Genomic DNA, 16,032 nt, shown 5'->3' on the forward strand with positions numbered 1-16,032 from the left:
CATTTAAAATTGCATTTTCACTGACCCACCGCATTCGCGAGCAAGCCCGCTCCCACAGGGAGATTTGTATTTGTGAAGAGAGCATTGAAATGACCCAGACCGTCCTTATCACCGGCGCCTCCACCGGCTTCGGCCGCTCCGCCGCGCAAATGTTCGCCGCCCAGGGCTGGAACGTGATTGCGACCATGCGCACACTTTCCGCCGGCGCCGACCTGGCCGCACTTGAAAACCTGCTGGTGGTCCGTCTCGACGTCCAGGACCCGGTCAGCATCGACAGCGCCATCGCCGCCGGCATCGAGCGCTTCGGCCAGATCGACGTGCTGGTCAACAACGCCGGGTTCGGCCTGTTCGGCGTGTTCGAAGGCACCTCGCCGGAGAAAATCCGTGAGCAGTTCGACGTTAACGTGTTCGGCGTGATGGATGTGACCCGGGCGATCCTGCCGCACTTTCGTGCACGCCAGGCCGGGGTGATCGTCAACGTCAGCTCCGGTGCCGGGGTGTTTGGCCTGCCGATGATTTCCGCATATAGCGCCAGCAAATTCGCCCTCGAAGGCTTTTCGGAGTCGCTGTCCTATGAGCTGGCGGCGCTTGGGATCGTAGTGAAAATCGTCGAGCCGGGCGGGGTGGTCAGCACCGGGTTCGGCGCGCGCTCCGCGGCAGAGGCCGCCGGGCTGACGACTCCAGTGGATTACGGCCAGTTTGTCGACGCCGCATTGAAGGTGTTCGAAGGTTTGCGCGGCGAACGCCTGGCCACCTCGCAAGAGGTGGCGCAGGTCATCTTTGACGCGGCCAGCGACGGGACTGACCGCCTGCGCTATGTCGCCACTCAAGATATCGAACCCTTGGTGAAGGCTCGACGTGAAACCTCGGAAGCCGACTACATGGCCCTGATGCGCAGCAAATTCGCCACCCGCCCCATCAAGAAAGCCTCCGTAGGAGAACGGTAAACGCCGGGGATTTTTTCGGGTGTGATGGAGCCGCGCTATCACCCGCGATGACGCGTAGAATTGCCGCCTGATCCGGATGTGAGGTTGCAGTGGTGGATTTACAGCGGGGCTTCGTCCTGACCCGGCATTGGCGCGATACCCCGAGCGGTACGGAAGTCGAGTTCTGGCTGGCGACCGACGCCGGTCCCCGGCATATCCGCCTGCCGCATCAACCGTCGGTGGCGTTCATCCCGGCCGAGCAGCGCGAGCAGGCCGAGCACGTACTGCGCGGCGAAAAAAACGTCGAGCTCAGACCCCTGGCGTTGCAGGACTTCGAACATCGCCCGGTGCTCGGTCTGTATTGCCAGCAGCACGGTCAGCTGATGCGCCTGGAAACTGCGCTGCGCAAGGTCGGCGTCGACATGTTCGAAGGCGATGTGCGGCCGCCGGAACGCTACATGATGGAACGTTTCATCACCGCGCCGGTGGTCTTCGGTGGCACACCGGATGCCGACGGCCTGCTGCTCGACGCGCAGATGAAAGCCGATCCTGACTATCGGCCGGCACTCCGGCTGGTGTCCCTGGACATCGAAACCACCGCCCAGGGCGATCTGTACTCCATCGCTCTGGAAGGCTGTGGCGAGCGTCAGGTGTACATGCTCGGCCCGCCCAATGGCGACGACAGCGCGGTGGATTTCCAGCTCGAATATTGCGACTCCCGCACCCTGTTGCTGAAAAAGCTCAACGACTGGTTCGCCCGTCACGACCCCGACGCGATCATCGGCTGGAACGTCGTGCAGTTCGATCTGCGGGTACTGCACGAACACGCGCGCCGGCTCGCGGTGCCGCTGAAGCTGGGGCGTGGTGGCGAAGAAATGCAGTGGCGCGAACACGGCAGCCGCCACCATTACTTCGCTGCGGCCGCTGGGCGCTTGATCATCGACGGTATCGAATCCCTGCGTTCGGCGACCTGGAGCTTCCCGTCGTTCAGCCTGGAAAACGTCGCGCAAACCTTGCTCGGCGAGGGTAAGGCGATCAGCACGCCGTACCAGCGCATGGACGAAATCAACCGCATGTTCGCCGAGGACAAACCGGCCCTGGCCACCTACAACCTCAAGGACTGCGAGCTGGTCACGCGGATTTTCGCCAAGACCGAATTGCTCAAGTTCTTGCTGGAACGGGCCAGCGTCACAGGGTTACCGGCGGATCGCAGCGGCGGTTCGGTGGCGGCGTTCACCCACCTGTACATGCCGTTGATGCACCGCCAGGGTTTCGTCGCGCCGAACCTCGGCACCAAACCGGCCCAGGCCAGCCCCGGGGGCTTTGTCATGGACTCGCAACCGGGCCTGTACGAATCGGTGCTGGTGCTCGACTACAAAAGTCTCTATCCATCGATCATCCGCACTTTCCTGATCGACCCGGTCGGGCTGATCGAAGGTTTGCAGCACCCAGACGACAGCGAGTCGGTGCCAGGCTTTCGCGGTGCGCGTTTTTCCCGAACCCGGCATTGCCTGCCGGCCATCGTTGCGCGGGTCGCCGAGGGCCGTGAAACCGCCAAGCGTGAACACAACGCGCCGTTGTCCCAGGCCCTGAAGATCATCATGAACGCTTTCTACGGCGTGCTCGGTTCGAGCGGCTGCCGCTTCTTCGATACGCGCCTGGCCTCGTCGATCACCCTGCGCGGCCACGAGATCATGTTGCGCACCCGCCAATTGATCGAAGCCCAAGGGCATACGGTGATCTACGGCGACACCGACTCGACATTCGTCTGGCTGCGGCGCGCGCACGGTCAGCAGGAGGCGGCGCAGATCGGCCATGCGCTGGTGGATCACGTCAACCAGTGGTGGCGCGAGCACGTGCAACAGGAATACGGCCTGGAAAGCGCCCTGGAGTTGCAGTTCGAGACTCATTACAAACGCTTTCTGATGCCGACCATCCGCGGTGCCGAGGAGGGCAGCAAGAAGCGCTACGCCGGGCTGGTGACGCGGGCCGATGGCAGCGACGAGATGGTTTACAAAGGGCTGGAAACCGTGCGCACCGACTGGTCGCTGCTGGCCCGGCAGTTCCAGCAGGAGCTGTACACACGAATCTTCCAGCGCCAGCCTTATCAGGATTACGTGCGCGAATACGTGCGCAAGACCCTGTCCGGTGAGTTCGACGATCGCCTGATCTACCGCAAGCGCCTGCGCCGTACCCTGGATGACTATGAACGCAACGTGCCGCCCCATGTTCGCGCCGCACGGACTGCCGATGAGTACAACGTTCAGCAAGGCCGGCCGCGGCAGTACCAGAACGGCGGCTGGATCAGCTACGTGATCACCGTCGCCGGGCCCGAGCCGCTGGAGATCCGCAGTGCGCCGATCGATTACGACCATTACGTCACCCGGCAGTTGCAACCGGTGGCTGACGCGATCCTGCCGTTCGTCGACGACGACTTCTCAACCCTGATTGGGGGGCAGTTGGGCCTGTTTTGAGTCCAGCAGCGATAACGTCCAGCCGTCCGGGATGCCGTGGAAGTAACGCTCCAGCGCTTGATGAAACAGGCTCTCCGGCGGGGCGAACTGGGCGAACAGAGTCATCGACGAGTGGAATTTCAGGTCGTCCGGATGGCCGAAAATCTCGGCGATGGAATGTTGCTGGATGTTCAGCACCAGTTGGGTGCACGTGCGCAACCGTGGGCCCAGTAGCGTGTGTTGCAGATACGCAGCGGCTTCTGCGCTCGATTGAATGGCAAAGCGGCGCGACATTTCACTGCCGCCAAGCCCCGCGAATTGCGGAAAGACGAACCACATCCAGTGACTGCGCTTTCGGCCCGCGCCGAGTTCGTTTTGCACGCGCTCGAATACCGCGTCCTGCGCCAGCGTAAAACGCTGCAGATTGAACGCGTCGAGCTGATCGGTGCTTCTCATGAGAAGCCCTCTGACAGAACCGCGATGGCTCAGACCATGGCCAGTCGCTGTTTGCGTTGTGGCGCGCGAAACGCTTGGTCCAGCGCCTCCAGATCTCCGGCCTCAAGTTGCAACTGCGCGGCTCGCGCATTCAGGTGCACGTGTTCAGGCCGGACCGCTTTGGGGATCGCGATCACCCCATCCTGTCGCAGAATCCATGCCAGCGCTACCTGCGCCGGTGTTGCCGCGTGACGGGCGGCGACCTGTTGGAGCGTAGGGTGGGCCAGCAAGCGTCCACCCTGGCCGATGGGACAATACGCCATTAATGGCTGGCGATGCTGCTGGCACCACGGCAGTAGATCGAATTCTATGCCGCGCTCCTCCAGGTTGTAGAGCACTTGATTGGTTGCGCACGCCGGGGACGCCAGTTCCTGCAGGTCATCGACATCGAAATTCGACACGCCCCATCGGCCGATCTTGCCGTCTTCACGCAGCCGTTCGAAGGCTTCAACGGTTTCCTCGAGGGGATACTGGCCGCGCCAGTGCAGGAGGTATAAATCGATGTAATCGGTATTCAACCGGCGCAGGCTGCGTTCGCAGGCCTGGGGGATACCTTTGCGACCGGCGTTGTGCGGGTACACCTTGCTGACGAGAAAGACCTGGTCGCGCAGGCCGGCAATCGCTTCGCCCACCACGGCCTCGGCGCCTCCTTCGGCGTACATTTCCGCGGTGTCGATCAGGGTCAGGCCCAGTTCGATGCCCAGGCGCAGCGCGGCGACTTCTTCGCGGTGCCGCGCGCGATCCTCACCCATGCGCCAGGTGCCCTGGCCGATGACCAGAACGCTGGCGCCGGCCATTTCAAGAAACCGCATGCAAACCTCCTGGGTTATTCAGTCACCAATCCGGTTGGCATTAGAATAGCTCAGGGGTTCCCTTCGCCTGCAAGCCGGGGCCTGCAGGAGATCGGGGTGATGCTCAAAACCGCAGCGCGGTTACTGGGCGGAGAATTTCAGGACGGTGCTCTGGGTATAGGTTTTGCCCGGATCCAGACGCGTGGACGGGAAGTTCGGCTGGTTAGGCGCGTCGGGGTAATGCTGGGTCTCCAGGGTGAACGCACCCCAATGCGCGTAGGTCTTGCCGGCCTTGCCCTTGACCGAGCCATCGAGGAAGTTGCTGGTATAGAACTGCACGCCCGGCTCGGTGGTGTAGAGCTGCAGGCGGCGGCCGGACTTCGGGTCGCTGACGTCGGCCGCCAGTTTTTTCACGTCACCCTGGGTGTCCAGTACCCAGTTGAAGTCGAAACCGCCCTGTTTCGGTTCGGCAAATTTCAGCTGTGGATGATCGGCCTTGATGTGCGTGCCGATGGCGGTGGGTTTTGTAAAATCCATCGGCGTGCCAGCCACCGGTGCCAGTTCGCCGGTCGGGATCAAGGTGCCATTGACCGGTGTGTAGTGGCTGGCGTGCAAGGTTGCGAGCTGTTGCAACACGTCGCCATGGCCCGCGCCGGCCAGGTTGAAGTAGCTGTGGTTGGTCAGGTTCAACACTGTGGGCTTGTCGGTGGAGGCTTTGTAGTCGATGCGCAGTTCATTGTTGTCGTTGAGGCTGTAGGTGACCTCGGTTTTCAGGTTGCCGGGAAAACCCATTTCGCCATCCGCCGACAAGTACGTCAGGGTCACGCCCACCGAATCCTTGCCTTTGGCTGGCTCGGCTTTCCACACCTGTTTGTCGAAGCCTTGCGTGCCGCCGTGCAGCGAATTCGAGCCGTCATTTTGCGGCACTTGAAAGCGCTGGCCATCGAGTTCGAAAGCGCCGTTGGCCAGGCGATTGCCAAAGCGTCCGATGGTCGCGCCAAAGTAGGCCTTGCCGCTCTGATAACCCTGCACGTCATCGAAGCCGAGCACCACGTCTTCGAGGTGGCCGTTTTTATCGGGCACTTCAAGCGATTGCAGCGTCGCGCCGTAGGTAATGACGGTGGCCTGCATACCGTGACTGTTGCGCAATGTGTATTTTTCGACGGGCGTGCCGTCGCTGGTTTTTCCGAAGGCGGTGTGTTCGCTGGACAGACCGGCAGCGTGGGCGGTAAGGGTGGCAATCATCAGGGACAGTCCGAGCAGGCAATAACGGGATTGAAGCATGGTTGACTTTCCTTTTTGTTGTTTTGTTTAAGTAGTCATACTAGTAATCGATAATTAAATCGATCAGAGAGGATTTATAGCGGATATTGGTTATTTCGCGCTAATAAAGTATGACTAATCTGTGGGTTGCCCAGATTCATGGACTGCCGGCACTGCACTTTTTCGCAATCCATGGCTCTATCCTTGGCCAGCCTGCGGCGATCCCCACCGCCGGCCCATGCCCAAGTCCAAGCACCCATGGCTCGAGTTTTACCTTTCACCGTTGTGCATCTGCGCCGCCATTGCCTGCTGCTCGCCGTCCTGTCGATGCTGTTCACGACCGGTTGCAGCCAGCAGCAAGGGCGGGACATCGTCAGCCAGTTTCGCGAAGGCAGGCCTCAGGAATTCCTCCAGACCAGCGTCGACCGCATGGCCACCCTGGCGATGCGCGATAACCTCGACAGCCTCTATTTGCTCATGAGCAAGCTCTACCTGCGCAACCCGCAGGAACTGAAAAAATCCGGCTTTCTTGACGCCCGCACCGCCGAAAAGCAAGTGCGCATGGCCATCGAACAGCAACAGCCCCTGCCGACGCTCGGAGGCAAGAAGGACCTGGCGGCGCTGAGTTTCGCCATGAGCCCGGAGTTTCTAGGGGACCGGGTCGGCGCCTTCATCTATGCCATCGGCAGCATGCTGGTCACCGCGCACGGCAATCGGCTGGAGTTCTACATGACCGATGCGATCAACCCAACCTTCGTCAACAATGCCGCGCGCAACATCGAGAAGGCCACCTGGATCCTCAGCCAGCGGCAGAACAAGAACGGTGAACCGTTGCTGTTCTCCAACGAGATTTCGGAGGAGGGCAGCAACCTGAGTTTCGCCACGGAGTTTGGCAAGATCGTCGCGCGACTGGATTTGCTGACGCAGATGCTGGACGAGCGCTATCGGCGGATTGGCCTGAATTACGCGCAGAGCCTGCTGTTCCTGAATTTTCTGCCCGTGCAGTAATTTCGCTGTAGGAACGGACGTATTCAGGCATAACGATAGACCGTATCGATATAAGTGGTTATAAGAAAAATCGCTATGCTGCGGGCCAGTTTTTTCATGCGTTTTTGTGGGCGTGTTAATGGATTTCGCTAATTTCGGTTTGGTCGTGGCAGGTCTCGTGGTGGGCTTTATCGTCGGGATGACCGGCGTTGGCGGTGGTTCGTTGATGACGCCGATCCTGTTGTGGTTCGGGGTCAATCCAGCCACCGCGGTCGGGACCGACCTGCTGTATGCGGCGATTACCAAGTCCAGTGGTGTGCTGGTCCATCGCAAGAACAAGAACATCGACTGGGCCATCACCGGCTGGCTGACCCTCGGCAGTGTGCCGGCGGTGGCGCTGACGCTGTGGTTCCTCAGCAGCCTGCAAACCTCCCCCGACGCGATGAATGCCATCATCAAACAGGCACTGGGCTTCGTGCTGTTCGCCACGGCGTTCGCAATCTTCTTCAAGAAGCGCTTGCTCGACTTCGCCCACAAACGCGCCGGCGGCCAGTACAACCCGAGCGGCCAGCGCTTGAATCTGCTGACGGTGATCACCGGGCTGATCCTGGGCACGATGGTCGCCCTGACCTCCATCGGTGCCGGCGCCCTGGGCACGGTGGCGTTGTTCATTCTCTATCCGCTGCTGCCGACCCGTCGCCTGGTCGGCACGGAAATCGCCCACGCCGTGCCGCTGACGCTGGTCGCCGGCCTTGGCCACGCCAGCATGGGCAACATGGATTGGCATGTGCTGGGCTTCCTGCTGATGGGTTCGCTGCCGGGGATTTACCTGGGCAGTCACCTCACGGGCCGCATCTCCGATGAAGTGCTGCGCCCTTGCCTGGCGACGATGCTGGTGCTGATCGGCTACAAACTGGCGTTCTGATCAGCGCGTTTATCTTTTCCATTCCGCAGCCCGGCGCATCATCAATGCCGGATGCAATGGCCTCTTCGCGGGCAAGCCTCGCTTCTGCAAGGAGATGGACCAGCCTGTTGCGCAATGACCGCCCTGACCTAAGCTTGGGTCAAGGCGAAACACAATTGCGGTGCGTCACCCGGAACGAACGCCGCGATGCGCAATCATTAGAGCGTGGATATCAAAAGGAGATGCGCATGCTCATCAGGTCACTGACCCTGACAACCCTGCTGGTTCTTGCCGGCCCCTTGTTCGCCGCCGATGGCGATTCACCGCTGGACATGGACAAGGGCAGGTCGAGGCCGTTGATTGTCATCGCGCCGAGCACGGTCGATCCAACGTGGGTCAGCCTGAAAAAATCCCTCGATGAGCCTGCCAATCGCAAAGAATTCACCGACCGCAACATGGTCCTGTATACCGTGCTCAACTTGATGGGCCAGCGCGACGGCAAGGACCTGGGACCACAAGACACCGCGGCACTGATCCGCTCGCTGAAATTGGGGGCGGGGGCCAAGACCAAGGTCATTCTGGTCGGCAAGGACGGCGAGAAAAAACTCGAGCAATCGGACACGGTGGACCTGAAGGCGATTTTCAGCACGATCGACCAGATGCCGATGGCTGAAAAAGAGGCCGCCGCCGCGGCGCCGCCAACACCGACGCCAGAGGCCGCACCGGCCAACGGCGCCAAAAGCGCCAAAGGCACAAAACCGGGCAAACCGGCGAAACCGGCCAAGCCACCTGAAATGCCTGATGACTGAGCACGGTCCGTTGCAGGAGTGAGCTCGCTCATCCAGCGTCGATGGTGCCTGGGGTCGTGTCTGAGTCTTGCGGCCACTGAAAATCCTGTGCAAGCGCGGCTTGCCCGCGAAGAGGCCACCCCATCAGTTTGGATGGCGCCTGTCAGCGCCGAATGAATTGCCCGTTCCGCGCCTCAGTGGTGTGCCCCTGGCTGTATGACAGCACGCCATTGACCCAAACCGATTCGATGCCTTGTGGTTGCAGCGTCGGCTGTTCGAAGGTCGCGCAATCGCGAATGCCTTGTGCGTCGAACAGCACGAGGTCGGCCCAGGCGCCCACAGTCAGGCGCCCACGATCGTGCAGACCAAAGCGTTCGGCGGGCAGGCCGGTCATTTTGCGAACGGCTTCCTCGAGCGGGAACAGTCCCTGGTCGCGGCTGTAATGGCCCAACACTCGCGCGAACGTGCCCCACAGCCTTGGGTGTGGGCGCGGGTCGTTGGGCAGGCCGTCAGAGCCGATCATGGTGTGCGGGTAGGCGAGGATGCGCGACACGTCGGCTTCATCCATCTCGTGATAAATCGCGCCGCCGGGCTCCAGCCGTTGTGCGGCGTCGACCTGTGACAGGCCCCACAGTCCGGCGATGTCCTTGAGGTCTTTGCCCGCCATCTCGGGGTGCGGCGTTGACCAGGTGATCTGGATCCGGAAGCTTTCATCGACGATGCGCGGGTCGATGGTGGTCGAGCTGGCGGCGTAGGGATAGCAATCACACCCCACCGGATGCCGGCGCCGTGCGGTTTCTATTTTGTCGATGATCGCTGCGCTGCGCCCCCAGTTGCCGCGGCCGGCGCATTTGAGGTGGGAAATGATCACGGGCACGCCGGCATCGCGACCTATGTCGAGGGCTTCATCGATGGCCTCGATGATTTCGTCGTCTTCGGAGCGAATATGACTGACGTAGATAGCCCCCGCTTCCTGCAAGGTTTCGGCGAGAAAATCGACTTCGCTCGTCGGCGCGTGCAGGGCATTGCGGTATGCCAGACCGGTGCTCAGGCCGAGCGCACCCTGTTGCAGCGCAGCCTTGAGGTCATCGCGCATGGCCTCGAGTTCCTGGGGCGTCGCGGCGCGGTCGAAGCGCTGCATATGGTTGGCGCGCAGGGCGGTGTGCCCGACCAGCGCGGCGACGTTCACTGCCGGGCAGGCTGCTTCGATCGCGGCTGCGTAGTCGTTGAAGGTAGGGTATTTGAAGTCCGCCGCTTCACCGAGCAGGTTCATCGGGTCGGGCGGCTCACCGCGCAGGCGCACGCCAGCGGCGCTGATGCCACAGTTGCCGACGATTACGGTGGTCACGCCCTGGCAGATTTTCGGCAACATGGCCGGCTGTTTGAGCAGCGCCAGATCATCGTGGGTATGGACGTCGATGAAGCCGGGGCTGAGGATTTTGTGCTGGGCGTCGATCACTTGCCTCGCCTCCAGGTCCGGCAGATGCCCGATCGCCTGTATCCGGCCCTCAACCAGCGCAACGTCGGCGACAAAGGGTGGGGCGCCGCTGCCGTCGATGAGCGTGGCATTGCGGATCAGGGTGTCGATGACTGTCATGCAAGTCGCTCCAGCAAACCGGTTCTCAATCGCCGTAAATGTTGTAGTCGAAGTATTTCTTCTCGACCTGCTGGTAGGTGCCGTCGGCGCGCAGGGCCTTGATGGCGGTATTGAAGCGTTGCGCCAGTTCGGTATTGCCCTTGCTCACCGCAATGCCGGTGCCTTCGCCGAAGTATTCGGTGTTGCGCAGTTCCGGTCCGACGAAGGCGAAACCCTTCCCCTGAGGCGTCTTGAGAAATCCCTCCTGCAGCGGCGCGGCGTTGGCGATGGTGCCGTCGAGCCGATCGGACTGCATGTCCAGGTAGATTTCCGACTGCGAGCCGTAACGAACGATTTCGGCCCCCAACGGTTGCAGCTTGTCGGTGGCATAGCGATCCTGGGACGTGCCGCGCTGCACGCCGATGCGCTTGCCCTTGAGCTGGCTGAAATCGTCGTCGACTTGCGAGCCAGCCTTCATCACCAACCGCGCCGGGCTCGCATAGTATTTGTCGGTGAACGTGACCGAGCGCTTGCGTTCTTCGGTGATCAGCATCGAGGAAATCACCGCATCGATTTTGCGCACTTTCAGCGACGGGATCAGGCCGTCGAATTCCTGTTCGACCCAGACACACTTCGTTTGCATTTTCGCGCACAACGCATTGCCGATGTCATAGTCGAACCCGCCGAGGCTGCCGTCGGCGGTCTTGAAGGCGAACGGCGGATAGGCGGCTTCGATGCCAATCCGCAGGGGCTTGTCTTCTGCTAACGCACTCGTGACACACAATGCCAATGCAATGACCAGGTACATTGTTTTCTTCATTGTTGATCTCCTGTTTTGTAAGGGTGTCAGAGTGTTGTCTGGATGTATTTGTCCATAATGGACATTTATGTCTGTACTCGTCAATGCCGGCGCGCAAACCAAAATGGGCGACCTTTGAGGGGTCGCCCATTTTTGTTCACGCCGATCAAGGCTTTCCGTTATTTATCCAGTGCGCTCAGGATCGAGTAAGCGATTTTGATCCGCTCCGGGTTGGGGTAGTTTTTGTTGGCCAGGATCACGATGCCGATGTCCTTCGCGGGCATATACGCCACGTAAGCACCGAAGCCAACGGTAGACCCCGTCTTGTTGTACAACACGCTGCCCGGTTGAGTTTGCGGCGGCTTCAGCCACTGGACTGCATTGGCTTCATAGGCCATCTGCGCCGAGTTGCCGGCGAGCAACGTTTCGAGGCTGGCCGGGTAGCTGTAGAACTCCCAACCCAGGCCCTGGGTCATGTTGCCCACCTTGTAATAACCGGTGTGCGTGGCCGCGATGGCCTTCTGCATTATTGCGTCCAGGCCTGACGGCTTCATGTTTGCTTCAACGTAGCGAATCAGGTCCGAAGCGCTGGTTTTCACGCCATAGGCTTCCGAATCCAGGGCGCCCGGCCCGACACGAACCGGCTGGTCATCCTTGTTGTAACCCTGAGCGTACAGCGCCATTTGCGCAGTTGGCACCTTGAGAAAGGTGTGCTGCAACCCGAGTTTGGGCAGCAAGTTTTTTTCCAGCGCCTGGTCAAACGGCTGGCCCAGGCTGTGGGCGGCGAGATAGCCGAACAGCCCCAGGCTCGGGTTCGAATACTGGCGATGGCTGCCGGCGGCGTACACCGGTTTCCATTCTTTGAAATAGCCGAGCATCTTGTCCCCGGTGTCGGCTTCTTTCGGAAACTGCAATGGCAGGCCGCCGGCAGAGTAGGTGCCCAGTTGCAGCACGCTGATGCGGTCGAACGCGCTGCCTTTCAACGCCGGCAAAACATCGCTGGCCTTGTCGGACAGGGACAGTTTGCCGCTGGCCTGGGCGTAGGCGGCGAGGGTGGCGGTGAAGGTTTTGCTCACCGAGCCGATCTCGAACAAGGTGTTTGCACTGACCGCCGTGCCGGTCTCCTTCGAGGCTACGCCGTAGTTAAAGTAATGCGGCTTTCCGTTGACGGTCACCGCAACCGCCATGCCCGGTATCTGCTGTTGCTGCATGACCGGGAGCACGGCGTCCTTGACCGCCGCTTCGATCTGTTGGTCGGTGGGATCCGCGGCAACGCAGTGGCCTGCACCGAGGAAAAGTCCGAAAGCACTGTAGGATAAGACCTTGCTGACTCTGAAGTTGTACATGTGTGGGCCGCTGTCCATGAAGTTTTTAAGAGATGTACCCGCTACACTGGGCGCGGTTTCAAATCGGTCCGCCGCTGAGCGAGGCAGAATCTATTCACTTTGCCGGCCTTCGACAAACGACGTTATTTCGCATGAGCCATTAGAAAAATTGGGGAGTAGGCATGATTCGGCCGCAACTACCGCTCAATGCCTTGCGCGCCTTCGAGGCGTCTGCACGTCACCTGAGTTTCACACGGGCAGCGGTGGAATTGTGTGTCACCCAGGCCGCGGTGAGTCATCAGGTCAAGAGCCTGGAAGCCCAGCTCAACGTCACGCTGTTCAAACGCCTGCCCCGCGGGCTGATGCTGACCAGCGAAGGGGAAACCTTGCTGCCGGTGCTGCGCGAGTCCTTCGACCGCATCGCCGAAACCCTCGAGCGTTTCGAGGGCGGGCATTTTCGCGAAGTGTTGACGGTAGGCGCGGTAGGGACATTTGCGGTGGGCTGGTTGTTGCCGCGACTGGCCGACTTCCAGGCGAAACATCCCTTCGTAGATTTACGGCTGTCGACCAACAACAATCGGGTGGACGTGGCGGCGGAAGGGCTGGATTACGCGATTCGGTTTGGCGCCGGGGCCTGGCATGGGATCGAGGCGGTGCGTTTGATCGAGGCGCCGTTGTCGGTGTTGTGCGTGCCCGGGATTGCCCGGCAACTGCAGACGCCGGACGATTTGCTGCAACAAACGCTGCTGCGTTCCTATCGCGCGGACGAATGGCCCGAATGGTTTCAGGCCACCGGCCTGCTGGCCCATGTCGCTCCGCCACGGAGCATCGTTTTCGATTCGTCGCTGGCGATGATGGAGGCGGCGTTGCAGGGGGTAGGTGTGGCGCTGGCGCCGCCGCTGATGTTCGCCCGACAACTGGCGGCGGGTGCGATTGAACAACCGTTCGCCATTGGCATTACCACGGGCAGCTATTGGTTGACCCGCTTGCAGTCGCGGGCGGAAACGTCGGCGATGGCGGCGTTCAAAGGGTGGTTGTTGCAGGCGGCCCAACTGCACTAACCGACACCGAGTCCCCCCTGTAGGAGCGAGCTTGCTCGCGATAGCGGCAGTACATTCAGCCCTGAAGTGACTGGCCTGTCGCATCGCGAGCAAGCTTGCTCCTACAGGGTTGCGGGGGGCTGGGCCCGCGTCCAGCCGCTTGCCCACGGTCGCGATCAACCGTTCGTCTACTCGATAGCACTGCCATCACACGCCTGATTCCAAACTGTACGGCCCAGATTTGCTGGACCTCATCAATGAGGTGCGTCATGGCTAACGAATCAACGTTCCAAGGTGGAACACCCAACACCGACCCCACCCGACCCGTGCCTGGCACCGACGAGCCGACCATGGATCACGACGCACCTCCCGGCATGAACCCTTCGCGGGATCCGGCCGAAGCTGACGCCGATCGGCCTGAAGACTGGAAGGACCCGACGGCGGACGAGGACATGCCTCCGGCGGATGAGCCGACACCGCTGTCCGATGACAGGCGCTAAACAAAACCCGGCCAGTGCGCCGGGTTTTTGCGTTCGGCAGGTTGCACCGCATTATCGTTCTTCGCTGGCAGGCCAGCTCCCACAGGATCGCTGGCTTGCCAGCGATAACGTCTGCAGCAGCGCTAAAAATGCCGGGATCAAACCCCAGCCACCCGAATCACCACCGGCCGCCTTTCCAGATTCAATGCCAGCACACTGACCAGCACCACCATCCCACCCACCACAATCATCACCGTCGGCCGCTCCCCCAGTGCAAACGAGGCAATCGCCATCGCCGTTGGTGGCACCAGATACAGCGTCATCGTCGCTCGGCTCAGGTCAACGTGTGCGAGCACAAACGCCCAGGCCAGGTAAGCGAGTGCACTCGGAAACACCCCCAACGCCAGCACCGCCCACTGCACATGGGCCGGCGCGCTGACTACCTGTGTTGCCAATCCCGGCAGGTATACCAGCAACAGTGCCGTCCCTGACCACACGGTGTAACAGACCAGGGTCAGCCCGTCGTATCGCCCGGAATGATGCTTTTGCAAGGCGAAGTAAAAGCTCCAGGACACTGCCGCCAACAGAATCAACAGGCCGTGGGCATCGATGCCGCCCAAGCCGCGATCACCGGCGACCACGATCACCACACCGACCAGACCCAGCAATACACAACCCCAGCGCCAGGCGCTCACCCGGTCCTTGAACACAAACCGCGCGAGCAGTGTGCTGAACAGCGGTGTCGTTTGTGCCAGCACGCTGGACGCGCCGGCGCTGACCCCTTGCTGGCCGAAGTTGAGCGCCACGTGATGCAGGCTCACCGCAAAAAAGCCAAGGCCGAACAGCAACGGCAGATCGCGAAGGCGCGGCAGGGTAATCCCTTTGAACAGCGCGACCAGCGCCATGAACAGCGACGCCACGAGGAATCGCAGCAACGCCAGATGTCCTGGGTCATAGGCCTGGAGTCCGATGTGAATGCCGGACGGGGAATAACCCCAGCAGGCCACGACGAATGCCATGGCCAGGATGATTTTTAGGGTCGGGTGATGGGGCAGCGTTTGCATGATCGGGCACCTGAGGGCAGATGCTTCGAGTATCGGAATTCGGACTGTTCGCCACAACTGACTTATACTGCGCAAACCGTTCACTTTAGGTGATGTATGGAGCTGGCGCAGATTCGCATGTTCAAGACCGTTGCCGACGTTGGCAGCATCGCTCGGGCGGCCGAGCTGTTGCATTGCGTGCCGTCGAACATCACCGCACGGATCAAGGCGCTGGAGGCGGAGCTGGGTGTCGCGTTGTTTCTGCGCGAAGGTCGCGGGTTGCGCATCAGTCCGTCGGGGCAGACGTTCCTGGCCTATGCCTCGAAGATTCTCGCGCTGACCGATGAGGCCAAACGCGCGGTCGATCCTGCTGCCGAGCCGTCCGGCCCGTTGCGCATCGGCGCCATCGAATCGTCCGCCACAGGGCGCTTGCCGCGATTGCTCGCCAAGTTCCACAAACGCTACCCGGCGGTGGCGCTGGAGCTGACCACCGGCACCTGGGGCCAGTTGCTCGATGACACGGTCAGCCACCGGCTCGACGGCGCGATCGTCGCTGTGGATGTCGAGCGCTCACACCTCAAACGCACGCCGATGTACCGCGAGGAGCTGCTGCTGATTGCCTCGACGTCCCTGGGGCCGGTGCGCGACATTGCCGATTTGCAGGACAAGACCGTGTTCATGTGGCCCCAAGGCTGCCCGTATCGCGCGGCGCTGGAGCATTGGTTGTTGCGCCAGGGGCAAGCGTTGCCGATCGTCAGTTTGGCCAGTTACGGCGCGATTGTCGGGTGCGTGAGTGCGGGGGCGGGGGTGGCGCTGGTGCCCAAGGGGGTGTTCGATCAGTACGCCAAAGGAGCGGGTTGCGCGGGGTATGAGTTCCCTGAGCTGACCGCGATCGATAACCTGTTTTATTGGCACGAGAACGCCGGGGTGCACCCGGCGCGGGAAGCGTTTGTGGCGATGTTGCGCGAAGAGTTCGCCTGAAAACACCACAATCCCCTGTAGGAGCCAGCTTGCTGGCGATGGTCGTTAACGATGACGCATGCTGTCTGAATCAACGCGGTGCACTTGAGTCCATCGCCAGCAAGCTGGCTCCTACACGGAGAGTGTGGTGTGTCAGAAGATCAAGCCGCGCTTACTCGCGCCTGTTTTTCAGGGTGCCGGGG

At 61.2% G+C, this 16,032-nt stretch carries 15 protein-coding genes; 8 read left to right on the forward strand and 7 right to left on the reverse strand.

The features are described from left to right. Nucleotides 1-89 precede the first annotated feature (89 nt). Both NTD84_RS02395 and NTD84_RS02400 read left to right on the forward strand, forming a co-directional pair. Nucleotides 90-947: an SDR family oxidoreductase gene (locus tag NTD84_RS02395; protein ID WP_262163288.1), complete on the forward strand. Its 858-nt coding sequence runs from the start codon at nucleotides 90-92 to the stop codon at nucleotides 945-947. Nucleotides 948-1,039: 92 nt separating this feature from the next. After that, a complete protein-coding gene (locus NTD84_RS02400; RefSeq protein ID WP_262163289.1) occupies nucleotides 1,040-3,400 on the forward strand; it encodes a DNA polymerase II in 2,361 nt (786 codons plus the stop codon). Here the strand turns inward: NTD84_RS02400 and NTD84_RS02405 are convergent. The 3 genes from NTD84_RS02405 to NTD84_RS02415 form a co-directional block, all read right to left on the reverse strand. After that, nucleotides 3,365-3,835 carry a DUF1810 domain-containing protein gene (locus NTD84_RS02405; protein WP_262163290.1) on the reverse strand — a complete coding sequence of 157 codons (471 nt, stop codon included), beginning with the start codon at nucleotides 3,833-3,835 and terminating at the stop codon, nucleotides 3,365-3,367. The genes NTD84_RS02400 and NTD84_RS02405 overlap by 36 nt on opposite strands. A 29-nt stretch (nucleotides 3,836-3,864) precedes the next feature. Continuing rightward, on the reverse strand, nucleotides 3,865-4,686 hold the full coding sequence (locus NTD84_RS02410; RefSeq protein ID WP_262163292.1) for an aldo/keto reductase: 822 nt from the start codon (nucleotides 4,684-4,686) through the stop codon (nucleotides 3,865-3,867). Between the two features lie 120 nt (nucleotides 4,687-4,806). Further along, nucleotides 4,807-5,949: an aldose epimerase family protein gene (locus NTD84_RS02415; protein WP_262163295.1), complete on the reverse strand. Its 1,143-nt coding sequence runs from the start codon at nucleotides 5,947-5,949 to the stop codon at nucleotides 4,807-4,809. A gap of 237 nt (nucleotides 5,950-6,186) precedes the next feature. Here NTD84_RS02415 and NTD84_RS02420 point away from each other — a divergent pair, with 237 nt between their 5' ends. From NTD84_RS02420 to NTD84_RS02430, 3 genes are all read left to right on the forward strand, one after another. Next, the gene (locus tag NTD84_RS02420) at nucleotides 6,187-6,936 is read left to right on the forward strand and encodes a hypothetical protein (RefSeq protein ID WP_262163297.1); all 750 of its coding nucleotides are present in this window, start codon (nucleotides 6,187-6,189) and stop codon (nucleotides 6,934-6,936) included. A 118-nt stretch (nucleotides 6,937-7,054) separates the two neighbouring features. Next, nucleotides 7,055-7,840, forward strand: a complete 786-nt coding sequence (locus NTD84_RS02425) for a sulfite exporter TauE/SafE family protein (RefSeq protein ID WP_262163298.1) — start codon at nucleotides 7,055-7,057, stop codon at nucleotides 7,838-7,840. A 227-nt stretch (nucleotides 7,841-8,067) separates the two neighbouring features. Continuing rightward, entirely contained in the window at nucleotides 8,068-8,628 is a 561-nt protein-coding gene (locus NTD84_RS02430; protein ID WP_262163425.1) for a DUF4174 domain-containing protein, read from the forward strand. 142 nt (nucleotides 8,629-8,770) lie between these two features. Here NTD84_RS02430 and NTD84_RS02435 read toward each other — a convergent pair whose 3' ends face one another. From NTD84_RS02435 to ampC, 3 genes are all read right to left on the reverse strand, one after another. After that, on the reverse strand, nucleotides 8,771-10,204 hold the full coding sequence (locus NTD84_RS02435; protein WP_262163299.1) for an N-acyl-D-amino-acid deacylase family protein: 1,434 nt from the start codon (nucleotides 10,202-10,204) through the stop codon (nucleotides 8,771-8,773). A gap of 25 nt (nucleotides 10,205-10,229) precedes the next feature. Next, nucleotides 10,230-11,003 (reverse strand): ABC transporter substrate-binding protein, encoded by a 774-nt coding sequence (locus tag NTD84_RS02440; protein ID WP_262163300.1) that lies wholly within the window; start codon nucleotides 11,001-11,003, stop codon nucleotides 10,230-10,232. Nucleotides 11,004-11,161: 158 nt separating this feature from the next. Continuing rightward, a complete protein-coding gene (ampC, locus tag NTD84_RS02445) occupies nucleotides 11,162-12,328 on the reverse strand; it encodes a class C beta-lactamase (RefSeq protein ID WP_262163302.1) in 1,167 nt (388 codons plus the stop codon). Between the two features lie 161 nt (nucleotides 12,329-12,489). Here ampC and NTD84_RS02450 point away from each other — a divergent pair, with 161 nt between their 5' ends. Beyond that, nucleotides 12,490-13,368: a LysR family transcriptional regulator gene (locus NTD84_RS02450; protein ID WP_262163304.1), complete on the forward strand. Its 879-nt coding sequence runs from the start codon at nucleotides 12,490-12,492 to the stop codon at nucleotides 13,366-13,368. A gap of 248 nt (nucleotides 13,369-13,616) precedes the next feature. Beyond that, complete coding sequence (locus NTD84_RS02455) at nucleotides 13,617-13,847, forward strand: hypothetical protein (RefSeq protein WP_262163305.1); 231 nt, start codon at nucleotides 13,617-13,619, stop codon at nucleotides 13,845-13,847. Between the two features lie 137 nt (nucleotides 13,848-13,984). On the opposite strand, the gene NTD84_RS02460 is transcribed toward NTD84_RS02455, so the two are convergent. Further along, nucleotides 13,985-14,890 (reverse strand): DMT family transporter, encoded by a 906-nt coding sequence (locus NTD84_RS02460; protein ID WP_262163306.1) that lies wholly within the window; start codon nucleotides 14,888-14,890, stop codon nucleotides 13,985-13,987. Nucleotides 14,891-14,986: 96 nt separating this feature from the next. On the opposite strand from NTD84_RS02460, the gene NTD84_RS02465 reads away from it, so the two are divergent. Further along, nucleotides 14,987-15,850: a LysR substrate-binding domain-containing protein gene (locus tag NTD84_RS02465; protein WP_262163307.1), complete on the forward strand. Its 864-nt coding sequence runs from the start codon at nucleotides 14,987-14,989 to the stop codon at nucleotides 15,848-15,850. Nucleotides 15,851-16,032: the final 182 nt, after the last annotated feature.

The organism is Pseudomonas sp. 14P_8.1_Bac3, from assembly GCF_025466085.1.
GTDB lineage: Bacteria > Pseudomonadota > Gammaproteobacteria > Pseudomonadales > Pseudomonadaceae > Aquipseudomonas.

Bases quoted from the DNA above. Each gene is read 5' to 3' on its own strand.
- NTD84_RS02405 (WP_262163290.1), bottom strand. From the start codon at position 3,835: ATGAGAAGCACCGATCAGCTCGACGCGTTCAATCTGCAGCGTTTTACG.
- NTD84_RS02415 (WP_262163295.1), bottom strand. From the start codon at position 5,949: ATGCTTCAATCCCGTTATTGCCTGCTCGGACTGTCCCTGATGATTGCC.
- NTD84_RS02450 (WP_262163304.1), top strand. From the start codon at position 12,490: ATGATTCGGCCGCAACTACCGCTCAATGCCTTGCGCGCCTTCGAGGCG.
- NTD84_RS02455 (WP_262163305.1), top strand. From the start codon at position 13,617: ATGGCTAACGAATCAACGTTCCAAGGTGGAACACCCAACACCGACCCC.
- NTD84_RS02440 (WP_262163300.1), bottom strand. From the start codon at position 11,003: ATGAAGAAAACAATGTACCTGGTCATTGCATTGGCATTGTGTGTCACG.
- NTD84_RS02410 (WP_262163292.1), bottom strand. From the start codon at position 4,686: ATGCGGTTTCTTGAAATGGCCGGCGCCAGCGTTCTGGTCATCGGCCAG.
- NTD84_RS02430 (WP_262163425.1), top strand. From the start codon at position 8,068: ATGCTCATCAGGTCACTGACCCTGACAACCCTGCTGGTTCTTGCCGGC.
- NTD84_RS02435 (WP_262163299.1), bottom strand. From the start codon at position 10,204: ATGACAGTCATCGACACCCTGATCCGCAATGCCACGCTCATCGACGGC.
- NTD84_RS02460 (WP_262163306.1), bottom strand. From the start codon at position 14,890: ATGCAAACGCTGCCCCATCACCCGACCCTAAAAATCATCCTGGCCATG.
- NTD84_RS02420 (WP_262163297.1), top strand. From the start codon at position 6,187: ATGGCTCGAGTTTTACCTTTCACCGTTGTGCATCTGCGCCGCCATTGC.
- NTD84_RS02465 (WP_262163307.1), top strand. From the start codon at position 14,987: ATGGAGCTGGCGCAGATTCGCATGTTCAAGACCGTTGCCGACGTTGGC.
- NTD84_RS02395 (WP_262163288.1), top strand. From the start codon at position 90: ATGACCCAGACCGTCCTTATCACCGGCGCCTCCACCGGCTTCGGCCGC.
- ampC (WP_262163302.1), bottom strand. From the start codon at position 12,328: ATGTACAACTTCAGAGTCAGCAAGGTCTTATCCTACAGTGCTTTCGGA.
- NTD84_RS02425 (WP_262163298.1), top strand. From the start codon at position 7,055: ATGGATTTCGCTAATTTCGGTTTGGTCGTGGCAGGTCTCGTGGTGGGC.